Here is a 12,958-nt window from a genome sequence, read left to right on the forward strand (position 1 = left end):
GGGTCACGACCATGCGCGTGCTTCCCCCCGCCCTCGCCGCGCATCTCGCCGGCGGGGCCACCACCCTGTGCCGGTGCTGGTCGCTCACCCGCCGCGACGGCGCGACCCTCGGTTTCACCGACCACGACCGCGACCTCGTGCTCGGTGGATTGGTCCATGCCGCCCATTCCGGGCTCGAGGCGGCCGAGGCCAGCGCCGAGCTCGGTTTCGCGGTGGGCGGCGGCGAGGTCGCCGGGGCCTTGCGCTCCTCGGGCATCGCCGAGGCCGACATCGCCGCCGGGCTCTACGACGGGGCCGGGGTCGAGACTTGGCTGGTGGACTGGAGCGATCCGCAGACGCGCCTCCTCCTCGACGTCGGCACGGTCGGCGAAATCCGCCGCAGCGGGGCCGCCTTCGTGGCCGAGCTGCGCGGCCTGATGCACGCGCTGGACGTCGAGCGCGGCCGGACCTACCGGGCCACCTGCGGCGCCGACCTCGGCGATCGCCGCTGCCGGATCGACCTCGCCGATCCGCGCTGGCGCACCACCGGAACCGTGACCGGGCCGGCCACCGCGGGGGGCCTCGGCGTCGCCCTCGCCACCCCTGCCGACGACGGCCGCTTCGACGGCGGCCGCCTCGCCTGGCGTTCGGGGTCCAATGCCGGCGCCTCGGCGGACGTGCGCGGCCTCCTCAGCGACCGGATCTGGCTGTGGGAGGTTCCGGCCAGGGCGGTCGCCACGGGCGACGCCTTCGTCCTCACCGCCGGCTGCGACAAGCGCCTGTCGACCTGCCGCGACCGCTTCGCCAACGTCCCGAATTTCCAGGGCTTTCCACACATGCCGGGCAACGACTTCGTGCTGCGCCACGCGCCGGGCTCGGGCCCCGGCCTCGACGGCGGCAGCCTGTTCCGATGATCGCCCTGCCACAGGCCGGCCTGCCGGACCGCGTCGTCGCGCGGGCCCGGGCCTGGATCGGCACGCCCTATCGGCATCAGGCCTCCCTGATCGGGGTCGGCTGCGACTGCCTCGGGCTGGTGCGCGGGGTCTGGCGCGAGGTCCACGGCCCCGAGCCCGAGGTCGCCCCGCCCTACGGCGCGAGCTGGGCCGAGTCGGCGCCCCGCGGCAGCGATCCCCTCGCGGAGGCGGCCGGGCGCCACCTCGTGCCCCTGCCGCGACCGGATGCGGGGACCGAGCCGGAAGCCGGCGCGGTGCTGCTGTTTGCCTTCCGCGCCCACCTGCCCGCCCGGCACTGCGCCATCGCCACCGGTGCGGGCACGATGATCCACGCCCACGACGGCGCCGCGGTGACGGAGGTCGCCCTCACCCGCTGGTGGCGCCGGCACCTGACGCATGGGTTCCGGTTTCCCTGAAACCCCACCAACGACGGTCTTACGCCGCCTTGCAGACCGTCATCTCCACCTGCAATCCGGCGGCGCTCAGCATGGTCACGAGGGTGTCGATCGCGAACAGATCGATCTTGCCGCGCAGGAGATCCGACACCCGCGGCTGCGTCACGCCCAGAATTCTGGCCGCCTGCACCTGACTCCATCCTTCGCCGGCTATGTGATCCTTGAGCGCCGTCATCAGCGCCGCGCGTAGCTTCATGTTTTCGGCCTGCGCCGGGGTGTCCTCGATCGCGTCCCAGACGCTCGCATAGCGGTTGGCGGTCATGGGGTGGCTCCTTTGATGGCCTCGCCGTATCGGCGTGTCGCGAGCGCCAGATCCTCGCGACTGGTCTTCTGTGTCGTCTTTCGAAAACAGTGCAGGACGAAGATCGCATCGGCAAACTTCGCAACGTAGACGACGCGAAACGCGCCGCTCGCCTCGCGAATCCGTAGCTCTCGGGCACCAGGGCCGATCGACGTCATAGGCTTCCAGTCGTCCGGGTCACGGCCCGACTGCACCCGGTCGATTTGATAACCGGCCTCACGGCGAGCGGTCAGCGGAAACGCGCGCAGGTCGTCGAGCGCAGTACCCACGAAGACGACGCTTTTCGATCGGTCGGTCACCCGCCATCCATACAAAATTTTGTATGGATGGCCAAGGCGTCGGCTCGCATCTGGCCCACCCCCCGGAGCCCGCCATGGCCACGCTGATCCTGCAGACGGCCGGGGCGGCGGCGGGCACCGCGCTCGGCGGGCCGATCGGCGCCATCGTCGGCAGCGCCGTCGGGTCGGCGGCCGGGTCGGCCCTCGAGGGGGCGCTGTTCGGCGCGCGGGCGGGGCCGCGCTTCGTCGAGGGGCCGCGCCTGTCGGAGGTGGCCGGGCTCGGCTCCACCGAGGGCGCGCCGATCCCGCGGGTCTATGGCCGCGCCAGGATCGGCGGCACCCTGATCTGGGCGACGCGCCCGGTCGAGGTCCCCAACACCACGGTGGCGCGCGCCTCGGCCGGCGCCAAGGGCGGTGGCGGCGGGCAGAAGACCGTGTCCACCACCTATGCCTATTACGCCAACCTCGCCGTCGGCCTGTGCGAGGGCGAGATCGCGGGCCTGCGCCGGGTCTGGGCCGACGGCAGCGAGATCGACCTCGCCACGCTGACCCACCGCCTGCACACGGGCGGACCGGACCAGGCGCCCGACCCGCTGATCGCGGCCAAGGAGGGGGGAGACGCGCCGGCCTATCGCGGCCTCGCCTACGTCGTGTTCGAGCGCCTGGATCTGGCCCCCTTCGGCAACCGGGTGCCGCAGTTCGCCTTCGAGGTGGTCCGCCCCGTCGATGGCCTGGCCGGCATGATCCGCGCGGTCTGCCTCATCCCCGGCTCCACCGAGTTCGGCCTCGATCCCGCCCTCGTCACCGAGGACGCGGGCTACGGCGCAAGCCGCCCGGCCAACCGCTTCCAGTTCCAGGGCGCCACCGACGTCGTCGCCTCCCTCGACGCCCTCCAGGCCCTGTGCCCGCGCCTGGAGCGGGTCTCGGTGGTGGCGAGCTGGTTCGGCGACGACCTGCGCGCCGGCCATTGCACGGTGCGCCCCAAGGTCGACAACCCGGGCAAGGCCACTCTTGGCGACGTCTGGCGGGTCGCGGGCCTGACCCGCGGCGCGGTCGGGACGGTCTCGACCGCACCCACCGGCGGCCCGGCCTACGGCGGCACCCCCTCGGACGCGGGGCTGACCCGCCTCGTGGCCGAACTCGGACGGCGCGGGCTCGACGTGGTGCTCTACCCCTTCGTGATGATGGACGTGCCCGCCGGCAACGCCCTGCCGGACCCGCGCGACCCCGCCGCACCCGGCCAGCCGCCCTACCCCTGGCGCGGGCGCATCACCTGCGCGCCCGCCCCCGATCTGACCGGAAGCCCCGACGGCACGGCGGCGGCCGGCACCGAGGTCGCGGCCTTCTTCGAGCGGGCGGACGGCTACCGCCGGTTCCTCCTGCATTACGCGGATCTGGCCGCCACCTGGCTGCGCGACGGCATCGCCCTGCACGGCTTCGTCGTCGGCAGCGAGTTCGTCGGCCTCACCCGCGTGCGGGCGCAGGCCGGGCGCTACCCGGCGGTGGAGGGGTTCCGGGCACTGGCGGGCGCGGTCCGCACCCGCCTCGGCGCGGGCGTCAGGCTCGTCTACGCCGCCGACTGGACCGAGTACGGTGCCCACGTCCGGGAGGGGGGCGCGATCGTGCGCTTTCCCCTCGACGCGCTGTTCGCCGACCCGGCCATCGACGCCGTCGGGATCGACTACTATCCGCCCCTGTCCGACTGGCGCGACGGCGACGGCCATGCCGATCTGGCGCAGGCGGGCACGATCTACGATCCGGCCTACCTCAAGCGCGGGCTCGGCTCGGGCGAGGCCTTCGACTGGTTCTATGCCGACGCGGCAGCCCGGAATGCGCAGGCGCGCACGCCGATCACCGACGGCGCATATGGAAAACCCTGGATCTACCGCGCCAAGGACCTCGTCGCGTGGTGGTCGAACGATCACATCGAGCGCGACGGCGGTCTCGAGACCCGGGCCACCGCCTGGGTGGCGCGCTCCAAACCGATCTGGCTCACCGAGATCGGGGTGCCGGCGGTGGACAAGGGCAGCAACGGCCCCAACGTCTTCCCCGACCCGAAATCCTCCGAGAACGCCGCCCCGCCGTTCTCGTCGGGCGCGCGAGACGACCTCGTCCAGGCCCGCGGCCTCACCGCGATCCTGAGCCGGTTCGACCCCGCCCTGCCGGGCTTCGACCCCGCCGACAACCCGGTCTCGCCCCTCTACGGCGGGCGGATGGTGGACCCGGCCGGGGTGTTCGTGTGGTGCTGGGACGCCCGGCCCTACCCGGCCTTCCCGGATTTCGACGCGGTGTGGGCGGATGCGGTCAACTGGCGGGTCGGCCACTGGATCACCGGGCGGATCGAGGGGCTGGAACTCGACCGGCTGATCGGCGCCGTCCTCGACGACCTCGGCGTGGCGGTGCCCCACCGGATCGCGGCCGACGCCTTCCTCGACGGCTACGTCCTCGACCGGCCGCTGTCGGCCCGCGCCGCGCTCGAACCCCTGGCCCAGGTCTACGGCCTCGACGTCTCGGCGGTGGCCGGCATCCTGACGATCCGCGGGCCGCGTCGGGAGAGCCCGCTGGCGCTGTCGGAGGCGGACCTCGTCCGCGACGAGCCGGAGGCCGCGCCCCTGTCCCTGGTGCGGGCCGAGGAGAGCGAGTTGCCGCGCTCGGTCGAGGTGAGTTTCTGCGACGCCGAGAGCGCCGAGTACCGCACCGCCACCGCCGCGGCGGTCCGGCCCGCCGGCGGCCGGCGGCGCGAGACGCGGGTGGAAGCCCCCGTCGTCACCCGGCGGGAGGCGGTCGAGCGGCTCGCCGAGGCGGCCCTCGACACCGCCATCGCAGGCCGCGAGACCGCCCGCTTCGGGGTGAGCCCGCGCCTGGTGACGTTGGAGCCCGGCGACCTCCTCGCCCTGCCCGGAGCGGCGGCGCGCCACCGCATCGTGCGGATCACCGACGATCCGGGCGGGCGGCGCATCGAGACCCGCGCCGTGCCGGCGGGTGGCCTCGCCGCCCCGCTGCGCGACCGCGCCGAGGTCAGGCCGCACCGGCCGCCCCCGCTCCTGGCCGGACGGCCCTATGCGGCGATCCTCGACCTGCCCGTCGACCGGGGCGGCCCGACGCCGCTGCAGGACCTGGCGGTGGCCGCCGACCCGTGGCCCGGCGCGGTCGCGGTCTGGCGCGCCTCGGGCGAAGGCGCCCCTCTCGTGCTGCACGGCCAGGTCGACTACCCGGCCTGCCTCGGCGAAACCTTGGGCGTGCTGCCGCCCGGACCGCTCTGGCGCTTCGACCGGCACGCCGTCCTCGAGGTGACCCTGTGCCACGCCGGCGCACTCTCGGCGATCGCCGAGGAGGCGGCCATGGCGGGCGGCAACCTGTTCGCCCTGCGCGGTCCCGACGGGGCCATCGAGATCCTGGCGGCGGCCGGGGTCGCGCTCGTGGGGCAGGGCCGCTACCGCCTGACCCGGCTCCTGCGCGGGCTCGCCGGGAGCGAGGCGCAGGCGGCCCGCCCGCTGGCCGCCGGGAGCCTGATCGTGCGCCTCGACGACGGCGCGGTGGTGCCCCTGGTCGAGCGCCTCGACGAGGCCGGCCGCCCGTTCCGCTACCGGATCGGCCCGGCCGCGCGCGATCCGGCCGATCCGTCGTTCGTGGAGGCGACCGCGACGGCGGGGCTGGGCGCCCTGCGGCCGCTGGCCCCGGTCCACCTGCGGGCGCGGCGGACGCCGCAGGGGGTGCGGCTGACCTGGCTGCGCCGAGCCCGGCGCGACGCGGACGCCTGGGAGCCGGCCGAGATCCCCTTCGACGAGCCGGGCGAGAGCTACGTCGTCGACCTCCACGGGCCGGAGGGCACCCTCCTGCGTAGCCTCGGCGCGACGACGGCGAGCCTTCTCTACGACGCCGCCGCCGAGGCCGCCGACTTCGGAGGCCCCCAGACGCGCCTCGACGTGGCCGTGGCGCAGGTCGGCACCGTCGCCGGGCGGGGGCCGGCGACCCGGACGCTGGTGCCGGTCAGGGCCGGCTGACGAAGCCCACCCTTCGCAATCCTGTCAGGAGACCACCGATGTCCCAGGCCACGGCCAACCTCGCGCTGCCGCTGATCGCGGCGGCGCAGGCCTCCAAGCACGTCACCCACAACGAGGCGCTCACCGCCCTCGACAGCCTCGTGCAGCTCGCCTGCCTCGACAAGGACCTGGCCGCGCCGCCCGCCGGCCCGCGCGAGGGCGACCGCTACCTCGTCGTCACCCCGAGCCCGGCGGGACCTTGGGCGGGGCTGTCGGGCCAGGTCGTGCGCTACCACGACGGCTCCTGGATCGGCTTCGCGCCCAAGGCCGGCTGGTTCTGCTGGGTCGTCGACGAGGGCGACCTCTATACCTTCGACGGCACCGCCTGGATCGGGTTTCGCGCGACCCTGACCGCGTTCCAGAACCTGGCCCGCCTCGGGGTCGGCACCACGGCGGACGCGGGCAACCCGTTCGCGGCCAAGCTCAACGCCGCGCTGTGGACGGCGCTCGGCACCGGCGAGGGCGGGACGGGGGACCTGCGCTACACCCTCAAAAAGGAGGCCGCCGCCCGAACGCTGTCGCTCCTGATGCAGACCGGCTTCTCCGGCCGGGCCGAGATCGGGCTGACCGGCGACGACGACCTCCACGTGAAGGTCTCGGCCAACGGCTCCGCGTTCCTGGAGGCCCTGAGGGTCAACCGGTCGAACGGCACCCTGGCGCATGTGGCGGGCACCGCCGCCGCCCCGGCGCTCGCCCCGGCCGGGGACGCCAACACCGGCGTCTTTTCCCCCGGCGCGGATGCCTGGGCGGTGGCGACGGGCGGCATCGAGCGCCTGCGGGTGGGCAGCGACGGGCGCCTCGGGCTCGGGACGGCGACGCCGCGCTCGACCCTGGACACCGGGCTCGGCACCCTCACGGGTGCGGCCAACGACTACGGCCAGGCACAGACCACGTTGTCCGGCGGCGGAAGCGTCTCGTGGGGCGGGGCGGGCGGGCGCCTGCGCTGGACGGGGCGGTTCCTGGCCATGCCCATGAGCAGGCCCACCGCCCAGAACGGCTACATCGCCATCACGCAGCCCACCACCGACATCCCGGCGGCGCAGTGCTGGGACAACCTCGCGCGGACGGCCGACCCGACGGGGATCGTCCTCACCCCGTGGGACGCGCTCTATGCGGTGCATCCGCCCGGGGGCACCGCCTCGAGCGTGACGCTCTGGGTCGTCAACTATGCGTCGGCCTTCGTCGCGCCGAGCAACTGGCTGCTCGTGGCGGCGCACAACGGCGACGACAACACGATCAAGCTCGGCACCGGCGCCATCCTCAGGGCCGGCGGCACCGCCACGGCGGGCACGGATGCGCACTACGCCCCGCGGCTGCCGAGCCCCGACAACACGCTCAGCCTCGGCGGACCCGCCAACCGCTACGCCACGCTATATGCGGCCACCGGCGCCATCAACACCTCCGACGCCCGCGAGAAATCACCCCTGGCGCCGCTGTCCGCGGCGGAGATCGCGGCCTCGGTGGCGCTGGGCAGGCGGATCGGCACCTTCCGCTTCCTCGAGGCGGTCCGCCGCAAGGGAGCGGCCGCGCGGCTCCACGTCGGGCTGACCGTCCAGGAGGCGATCGGCGTCCTCGAGGCCCACGGGCTCGACCCCTTCGCGTTCGGCTTCATCTGCCACGACGTGCTCGACCCCGACCCGGAGGCATCGGCCGGGACAGGGGCGGGGGCCGGCGACCGCTACGGCTTTCGCAGCGACGAGCTGGTGCTGTTCCTGGCCCGGGGCTTCGAGGCGCGGCTCACGGCCCTCGAGGCGGCGTGAGCGACCGCACCGGGTGCGGGCCCGGGATCCGGGACCGCTAGAACCCCATCCGCTCCACCAGCCACCAGGTCGAGCCGGCGATCACCGCGCACCACACCAGGGTCAGGCCCGCCCCCAGGCAGAGGCCGAGCGCGATGAGGCGGTCCTTCCACGCCTCGTCGTCCCGTTCCCGGCCATCGCCCGCCGGCTCGTCCCGTTTCCGGCCAAGCCTCATCCCGAATCGCGCCATCGGCCCCTCTCATTCCGTCCGTTCCGGTGGACCGCGCAAGCCGCGCACCGCCGCCCCCGATCCCTCGACAGGAGACGATCCATGGACCTCAGCGCCATCGGCCGCGCCGCGCTCATCGCCCGGGAAGGGCGCCGGCTCTCCGCCTACCGCGATTCCGTCGGGATCTGGACGATCGGGGTCGGGCACACCAGCGCGGCCGGGCCACCCCTGGTGACGCCGGGCCTCAGGCTGAGTGCGGCCGAATGCGACGCGCTCTTTGCCCGCGACGTCGCCCGCTACGCCGACACCGTGCGCGGCGCGGTGCCAGCGGACCTGCCCGCGGACTTGCCCGAGCACGCCTTCGACGCCCTCGTCTCCCTCTGCTTCAACATCGGGCAGCCGGCCTTCCTGCGCTCCACCGTGATCCGGCGCCTCAGGGCCGGCGACCGCGAGGGAGCGGCCGAGGCCATCCTGATGTGGAACCGGCCGGCCTCCATCGTCACCCGCCGCCAGGCCGAGCACGACCAGTTCCGCACGCCCTACGCGCTCGCCCTGCCGTCGGCCCGCCGGGGCGAGGCGCCCGTCGCGGCCCCGCCCGCCGCCGTGCCGCCCGCGCGCCGGCCGATCCCCCGCGCCCCGCACCTCGTCCCCGCACGCCCGCAGACACGGCCGGCGGCGCCTCTCGAGGAACCCACACGTCCCGAGGAACCCACACGTCCCGAGGAACCCACACGTCCCGAGGAACCCAAGGGCCTGTGGGGCCGCCTCCTCGCCCGCCTGCACCCCGGCGCCTGACCCCGCTTCCCCTCACCCTCTCGAAGGACCGACGCCATGCTGCGATACCGTGCGCCACACGCCCTCCTCGGAACGGCCCTGCTCGCCCTCGTCCTCGACACCGGTTCCGCCCGGGCGGACCCGGCGACGAGCCTCGCCCTGCCCTGGGGCGACGCCGTCGTCGCCCTGGCGCAGGGCCTCACGAGCCTGCTCCTGCCCCTGGCGATCGCCGCCGCCACGGCTGCCGCGGCGCGGATCGCCGGCCCCTTGCGCCTCCTCGTCACCGCGGCCCTGGTCGAGCGCCTCGTGACCAACGTCGCCGACTACGCGGTGAACGCCGTGGCCGGGGCCGCGCGCGGGCGCACCCTCGACGTGCCGATCGGCACGGCGGTGATCGCGCGGGCGGTCCGGCGCGGCCACGACGAGGCCCCGGCCTGGCTGATGGGTGCGGCCGGCGGCCCGGCCGGCCTCGCCGAGAAGGTGTTTCGCAGCCTGCCCCTCGATGCGCGGGCCACCGCGGCCAACACCCTCGTGCCGGCCCTTGACGAGGCCCTGGCGAAGCGCACGCGGCCGGCCGACCCGATGCCCTGACGACACGGGGAGGCCGGCGTGGACAAGATCGCCCTCGGCAAGGCCGCCCTCGACGCCGCCCGCCTGCTCCTGAGCGAGGGCGGGGCCGGCTGGCTCGTGGCGTTCCTCCTCGGCCTCGCCTGCCTCCACCTCCATCGCGAGGTCCAGCGCGTCCACGAGGCGCGGATCGGCGAGACCGGCACCACCGCCGCCGCCCTCGAACGGGCCTCGCAGACCAATGCCGCCGTGGCCGCCGCCCTGGAGAGCCGCAGCCGGGTGGTCGAGGACCTGTCGCGGCTGGCCGGCGAGATCGCCCGCGGGGTCGACCGCAGCGACGAGCGCGCCCGCGACCGCTTCGACGAGATCCTGCGCCGGATCGGCGACCTCCAGCAGCGCACCCGCCCTTAGATCCGCGCGACCCGCGGACCCGCCTCGAAGGACACCTGCCATGCGCGACCTCCTCCGTCGTTCCCGCCCCGAGACCGCACGGGGCCGTCGCCGGGCCGCGGTGCTCCGCTTCGGGCTCGCGCAGCGGCGCTTCGAGCGCTCCATCGCCGCCCTGCGCGAGGCGGCCCTCGACGAGGTCGACCGGCAGGTGGCGGTGAGCACCACCCTGCGTGCCGCCGCCGACCGGCTCGCCTCGGAGGCCGGGCGCCTTTGACGGGCGACCCGGAACCTGGGACGCTGCGTCCCCCGGCTCCATTCGCATTCAGGGCGCATTCAGTGCCCGGGGGGCACTGCCATCGCCATGCGTTACGTCCTCGCCCTGTTGTTCGCCGGCCTGACCGTCGCGGTTCTCGCGACGGAACCCGGCGAGACGTGGGCCGAGGAATCCGCCGCGCCGGTGGTCGGCACCATCCCTGTCCAGGCGATGCCGCGCACCGAATCCTGCCTCAGCCCGGCCGACATGCGCGAGGCGCTCGCCGACAAGCGGGTGATCGAGCCCGTCGCCGCGATCCGCGCCGCCAGGCAGGTGATCCCGCGCGCCGAGATCCAGCGCGCCCGCCTGTGCCGTCACGACGACGGCCTCGTCTACCTGCTCACGGCCTTGCGCCGGGACGGGCAGTTCGTGCACGTGATGGTCGACGCCACGACCGGACAGATCACCGGGCGTTGACGGACCGGACATGACATGACGGACTTGACATGACGGACTCGGGGAGGACTTCGCGGTGAGACTGCTCGTCGTCGAGGACGATCGCGACATCAACCGGCAGGTGGTGAACGCCCTGGAGGAGGCCGGCTACGTCGCCGACAAGGCCTTCGACGGCGAGGAGGGCGGCTATCTCGGCGAGAGCGAGCCCTACGACGCCATCATCCTCGACATGGGCCTGCCCAAGGCCGACGGCGTCAGCGTCCTGCAGAAGTGGCGCCGGGCCGGCATCAAGACGCCCGTCATCATCCTCACCGCCCGCGACCGCTGGAGCGACAAGGTCGACGGCTTCGACGCGGGCGCCGACGACTACGTCACCAAGCCCTTCCACATGGAGGAGCTGATGGCGCGGGTCCGCGCCCTGCTGCGGCGGGCGGCCGGGCACGCCACCAGCCAGATCGCCTGCGGCCCGGTGGTCCTCGACACCCGGTCCGGCCGGGTGTTCGTCGACGGCAACCCGGTCAAGCTCACGAGCCACGAATACCGGCTGCTGTCCTACCTGATGCACCACACCGGCCGGGTGGTCTCGCGGGCGGAACTGACCGAGCACCTCTACGACCAGGACTTCGACCGCGATTCCAACACCATCGAGGTCTTCGTCGGCCGCCTGCGCAAGAAGCTGGCGGTGGACCTGATCCAGACCGTGCGGGGGCTCGGCTACCTCGTCGACCCCAACCATCCCGCCCAGCGGGTCTGACGCGCGGCCAGCCCCCGTCGGGGCCCCCTTGCGGGGGCGCCGTCGACTTTTGGAACGTTCGGACAAGACAATCGGGATGCGCCCGGCGGCGTCCTCCCTTAGACAGGCCGGCATCGCCGACGGGGGAGTGAAGCACATGAGATCGACATGGCCGATGCGGGCGGCCGCCGCCGCCCTCCTGACGATCCTCGCCGGGCTCCCGGCGGACGCCAAGCCGGTGACGGTGACGCCCGGCAATCCGCCCGTGACCGTCGACGTCCCCGCCGCCTGGAAGGCCTCGAAGATCGACCGCGGCATCCAGGCCAAGACCGCCGACGACGAGGTCTTCGTCTGGTTCGAGAGCTACCGTCCGGCGCAGTTCAAGACGCTGCTCGACGAGCACAACGCCTACTTCAAGAAGCAGGGCGTCGCGATCACCGGCCAGGGCGCCTCCCAGGAGAAGGATTTCCCGACCTACGTCGTCAAGACGACGGACTATCCGGCCACCTACGAGGGCAAGCGGACGATCCTGCGCTACATCTCCGTGGCCCCCAAGGACACGACCAAGCGCGAGTTGCTGGTGAGCATCTGGGCCTCGCCCGAAGGCGAGACGACCTATGCGGCCGACCTCGACACGATCTTCAAGAGCTTCAGGGCCTCCGTCGAGGGGCTGTGACCGGCGCGCCGGCGCGAACGGAACGATCGGTGCCGGCCAGGGTTCGCCACAGCGTTGACGAATCCCGCCCGAAGCAATCAAACAGGCAGGCGATGCATTCGATGCGGCAAGGAGCGTCGAATCGGCCGCGCGAGGAGAGCGAGCCACTGTACAACGCCTCACACGGGACCTGGCCGATACCGGCCGTGTCCTCGACAACCCCTTCGCACCCGGCGTTCGACGGGCGGCCATCGGGGCATCCCGACCCGACATCTCGCTCAGACGACGGAGTTTCGCCTTTGAACCGCTCGACGACCGCGTCCTTGGACACCGACAGGCTGGCAGCCCGGGAGGCGGCATCGTGAAGGCCGTCATCCTCGCGGGCGGTCTCGGGACGCGGCTGTCCGAGGAGACGGTGGTGCGGCCCAAGCCCATGGTCGAGATCGGGGGACGGCCGATCCTCTGGCACATCATGCAGATCTTCGCGGCCCACGGCACGACCGACTTCGTGATCTGCCTGGGTTACAAGGGCTACATGATCAAGGAATTTTTTCTTAACTACCGCCTCCACCTGAGCGACGTCACCATCGACATCGGCCGCGGGAAGATCGATTTCCATCGCTCGAAGGCCGAGAACTGGCGCATCTCGCTGATCGAGACGGGCCCGGAGACGATGACCGGCGGCCGCCTCAAACGGGTGCGGGACTACCTCGGCGACGAGGACTTCTTCATGACCTACGGCGACGGGGTCTCCGACGTGGACCTCACGGCGCTCGCCGCCTATCACAGGGAGCGCGGGCGGCTGGCGACGCTGACGGCGGTGCTGCCGCCGGGCCGTTTCGGCGCCCTGGAGCTCGACCGGGGCGGCGTGCGCCGGTTCCGCGAGAAGCCGGTGGGCGACGGTGTGGCGATCAACGGCGGCTTCTTCGTGCTCTCGCCCAAGGTGATCGACCTCATCGAGGGCGACACCACCGTCTGGGAGAAGGGCCCGCTGGAGACCCTGGCGCGGGAGGACCAGTTGTCGGCCTACGTCCATGACGGGTTCTGGCACGCGATGGACACCCTGCGCGACAAGAACCACCTCGAAGCGTTGTGGACCCAGGGTGCGGCCCCCTGGAAGCTTTGGTAGCCCCTCACGAAGTCTTGAACGTCT

General features: G+C 73.4%; 15 protein-coding genes. 12 read left to right on the forward strand and 3 right to left on the reverse strand.

Translation table 11 applies throughout. From position 1 onward, the window contains the following. Positions 1-11 precede the first annotated feature (11 nt). Together ASF39_RS03200 and ASF39_RS03205 are read left to right on the forward strand one after the other, a co-directional pair. Positions 12-893 (forward strand): DUF2163 domain-containing protein, encoded by an 882-nt coding sequence (locus ASF39_RS03200; protein WP_056280978.1) that lies wholly within the window; start codon positions 12-14, stop codon positions 891-893. Continuing rightward, on the forward strand, positions 890-1,348 hold the full coding sequence (locus ASF39_RS03205) for an NlpC/P60 family protein (protein ID WP_055880790.1): 459 nt from the start codon (positions 890-892) through the stop codon (positions 1,346-1,348). The genes ASF39_RS03200 and ASF39_RS03205 overlap by 4 nt, the downstream gene beginning before the upstream one ends. A gap of 19 nt (positions 1,349-1,367) precedes the next feature. Here ASF39_RS03205 and ASF39_RS03210 read toward each other — a convergent pair whose 3' ends face one another. Both ASF39_RS03210 and ASF39_RS03215 read right to left on the reverse strand, forming a co-directional pair. Continuing rightward, a complete protein-coding gene (locus ASF39_RS03210; RefSeq protein WP_055880788.1) occupies positions 1,368-1,649 on the reverse strand; it encodes an XRE family transcriptional regulator in 282 nt (93 codons plus the stop codon). Beyond that, complete coding sequence (locus ASF39_RS03215; RefSeq protein WP_055880785.1) at positions 1,646-1,987, reverse strand: type II toxin-antitoxin system RelE/ParE family toxin; 342 nt, start codon at positions 1,985-1,987, stop codon at positions 1,646-1,648. Before ASF39_RS03215 ends, ASF39_RS03210 begins: the two co-directional genes overlap by 4 nt. Positions 1,988-2,061: 74 nt before the next feature. Here ASF39_RS03215 and ASF39_RS03220 point away from each other — a divergent pair, with 74 nt between their 5' ends. Next, positions 2,062-5,970, forward strand: a complete 3,909-nt coding sequence (locus tag ASF39_RS03220) for a glycoside hydrolase/phage tail family protein (RefSeq protein ID WP_056281146.1) — start codon at positions 2,062-2,064, stop codon at positions 5,968-5,970. Positions 5,971-6,008: 38 nt separating this feature from the next. After that, positions 6,009-7,769, forward strand: coding sequence for a DUF2793 domain-containing protein (locus tag ASF39_RS22180; protein ID WP_056280979.1), 1,761 nt, complete (start codon positions 6,009-6,011; stop codon positions 7,767-7,769). Positions 7,770-7,806: 37 nt separating this feature from the next. Here the strand turns inward: ASF39_RS22180 and ASF39_RS03230 are convergent, their stop codons facing one another. Further along, on the reverse strand, positions 7,807-7,998 hold the full coding sequence (locus ASF39_RS03230; protein ID WP_056280981.1) for a hypothetical protein: 192 nt from the start codon (positions 7,996-7,998) through the stop codon (positions 7,807-7,809). An 81-nt stretch (positions 7,999-8,079) separates the two neighbouring features. Between ASF39_RS03230 and ASF39_RS03235 the strand changes: the two genes are divergently transcribed. From ASF39_RS03235 to rfbF, 8 genes are all read left to right on the forward strand, one after another. Then, positions 8,080-8,772, forward strand: coding sequence for a lysozyme (locus ASF39_RS03235; RefSeq protein ID WP_082494313.1), 693 nt, complete (start codon positions 8,080-8,082; stop codon positions 8,770-8,772). 36 nt (positions 8,773-8,808) lie between these two features. Continuing rightward, positions 8,809-9,342 (forward strand): hypothetical protein, encoded by a 534-nt coding sequence (locus tag ASF39_RS03240; protein ID WP_055880776.1) that lies wholly within the window; start codon positions 8,809-8,811, stop codon positions 9,340-9,342. Between the two features lie 18 nt (positions 9,343-9,360). Beyond that, entirely contained in the window at positions 9,361-9,729 is a 369-nt protein-coding gene (locus ASF39_RS03245) for a hypothetical protein (protein ID WP_244472243.1), read from the forward strand. Positions 9,730-9,769: 40 nt separating this feature from the next. After that, a complete protein-coding gene (locus ASF39_RS03250) occupies positions 9,770-9,982 on the forward strand; it encodes a hypothetical protein (protein ID WP_056280983.1) in 213 nt (70 codons plus the stop codon). An 87-nt stretch (positions 9,983-10,069) separates the two neighbouring features. Continuing rightward, a complete protein-coding gene (locus tag ASF39_RS03255) occupies positions 10,070-10,438 on the forward strand; it encodes a PepSY domain-containing protein (protein WP_055880770.1) in 369 nt (122 codons plus the stop codon). Between the two features lie 55 nt (positions 10,439-10,493). Further along, positions 10,494-11,171, forward strand: a complete 678-nt coding sequence (locus ASF39_RS03260; RefSeq protein WP_055880767.1) for a response regulator transcription factor — start codon at positions 10,494-10,496, stop codon at positions 11,169-11,171. A 136-nt stretch (positions 11,172-11,307) separates the two neighbouring features. Then, positions 11,308-11,826, forward strand: coding sequence for a hypothetical protein (locus ASF39_RS03265; RefSeq protein ID WP_055880765.1), 519 nt, complete (start codon positions 11,308-11,310; stop codon positions 11,824-11,826). A gap of 340 nt (positions 11,827-12,166) precedes the next feature. After that, on the forward strand, positions 12,167-12,934 hold the full coding sequence (gene rfbF / locus ASF39_RS03270) for a glucose-1-phosphate cytidylyltransferase (protein ID WP_055880763.1): 768 nt from the start codon (positions 12,167-12,169) through the stop codon (positions 12,932-12,934). Positions 12,935-12,958: the final 24 nt, after the last annotated feature.

The organism is Methylobacterium sp. Leaf108 (assembly GCF_001423265.1).
Taxonomy (GTDB): domain Bacteria; phylum Pseudomonadota; class Alphaproteobacteria; order Rhizobiales; family Beijerinckiaceae; genus Methylobacterium.

What these genes read in the sequence shown, in the direction of transcription:
- ASF39_RS03200 (WP_056280978.1), top strand. Translation starts at nt 12, where the DNA reads ATGCGCGTGCTTCCCCCCGCCCTCGCCGCGCATCTCGCCGGCGGGGCC.
- ASF39_RS03205 (WP_055880790.1), top strand. Translation starts at nt 890, where the DNA reads ATGATCGCCCTGCCACAGGCCGGCCTGCCGGACCGCGTCGTCGCGCGG.
- ASF39_RS03210 (WP_055880788.1), bottom strand. Translation starts at nt 1,649, where the DNA reads ATGACCGCCAACCGCTATGCGAGCGTCTGGGACGCGATCGAGGACACC.
- ASF39_RS03220 (WP_056281146.1), top strand. Translation starts at nt 2,062, where the DNA reads ATGGCCACGCTGATCCTGCAGACGGCCGGGGCGGCGGCGGGCACCGCG.
- ASF39_RS22180 (WP_056280979.1), top strand. Translation starts at nt 6,009, where the DNA reads ATGTCCCAGGCCACGGCCAACCTCGCGCTGCCGCTGATCGCGGCGGCG.
- ASF39_RS03230 (WP_056280981.1), bottom strand. Translation starts at nt 7,998, where the DNA reads ATGGCGCGATTCGGGATGAGGCTTGGCCGGAAACGGGACGAGCCGGCG.
- ASF39_RS03235 (WP_082494313.1), top strand. Translation starts at nt 8,080, where the DNA reads ATGGACCTCAGCGCCATCGGCCGCGCCGCGCTCATCGCCCGGGAAGGG.
- ASF39_RS03240 (WP_055880776.1), top strand. Translation starts at nt 8,809, where the DNA reads ATGCTGCGATACCGTGCGCCACACGCCCTCCTCGGAACGGCCCTGCTC.
- ASF39_RS03250 (WP_056280983.1), top strand. Translation starts at nt 9,770, where the DNA reads ATGCGCGACCTCCTCCGTCGTTCCCGCCCCGAGACCGCACGGGGCCGT.
- ASF39_RS03255 (WP_055880770.1), top strand. Translation starts at nt 10,070, where the DNA reads ATGCGTTACGTCCTCGCCCTGTTGTTCGCCGGCCTGACCGTCGCGGTT.
- ASF39_RS03265 (WP_055880765.1), top strand. Translation starts at nt 11,308, where the DNA reads ATGAGATCGACATGGCCGATGCGGGCGGCCGCCGCCGCCCTCCTGACG.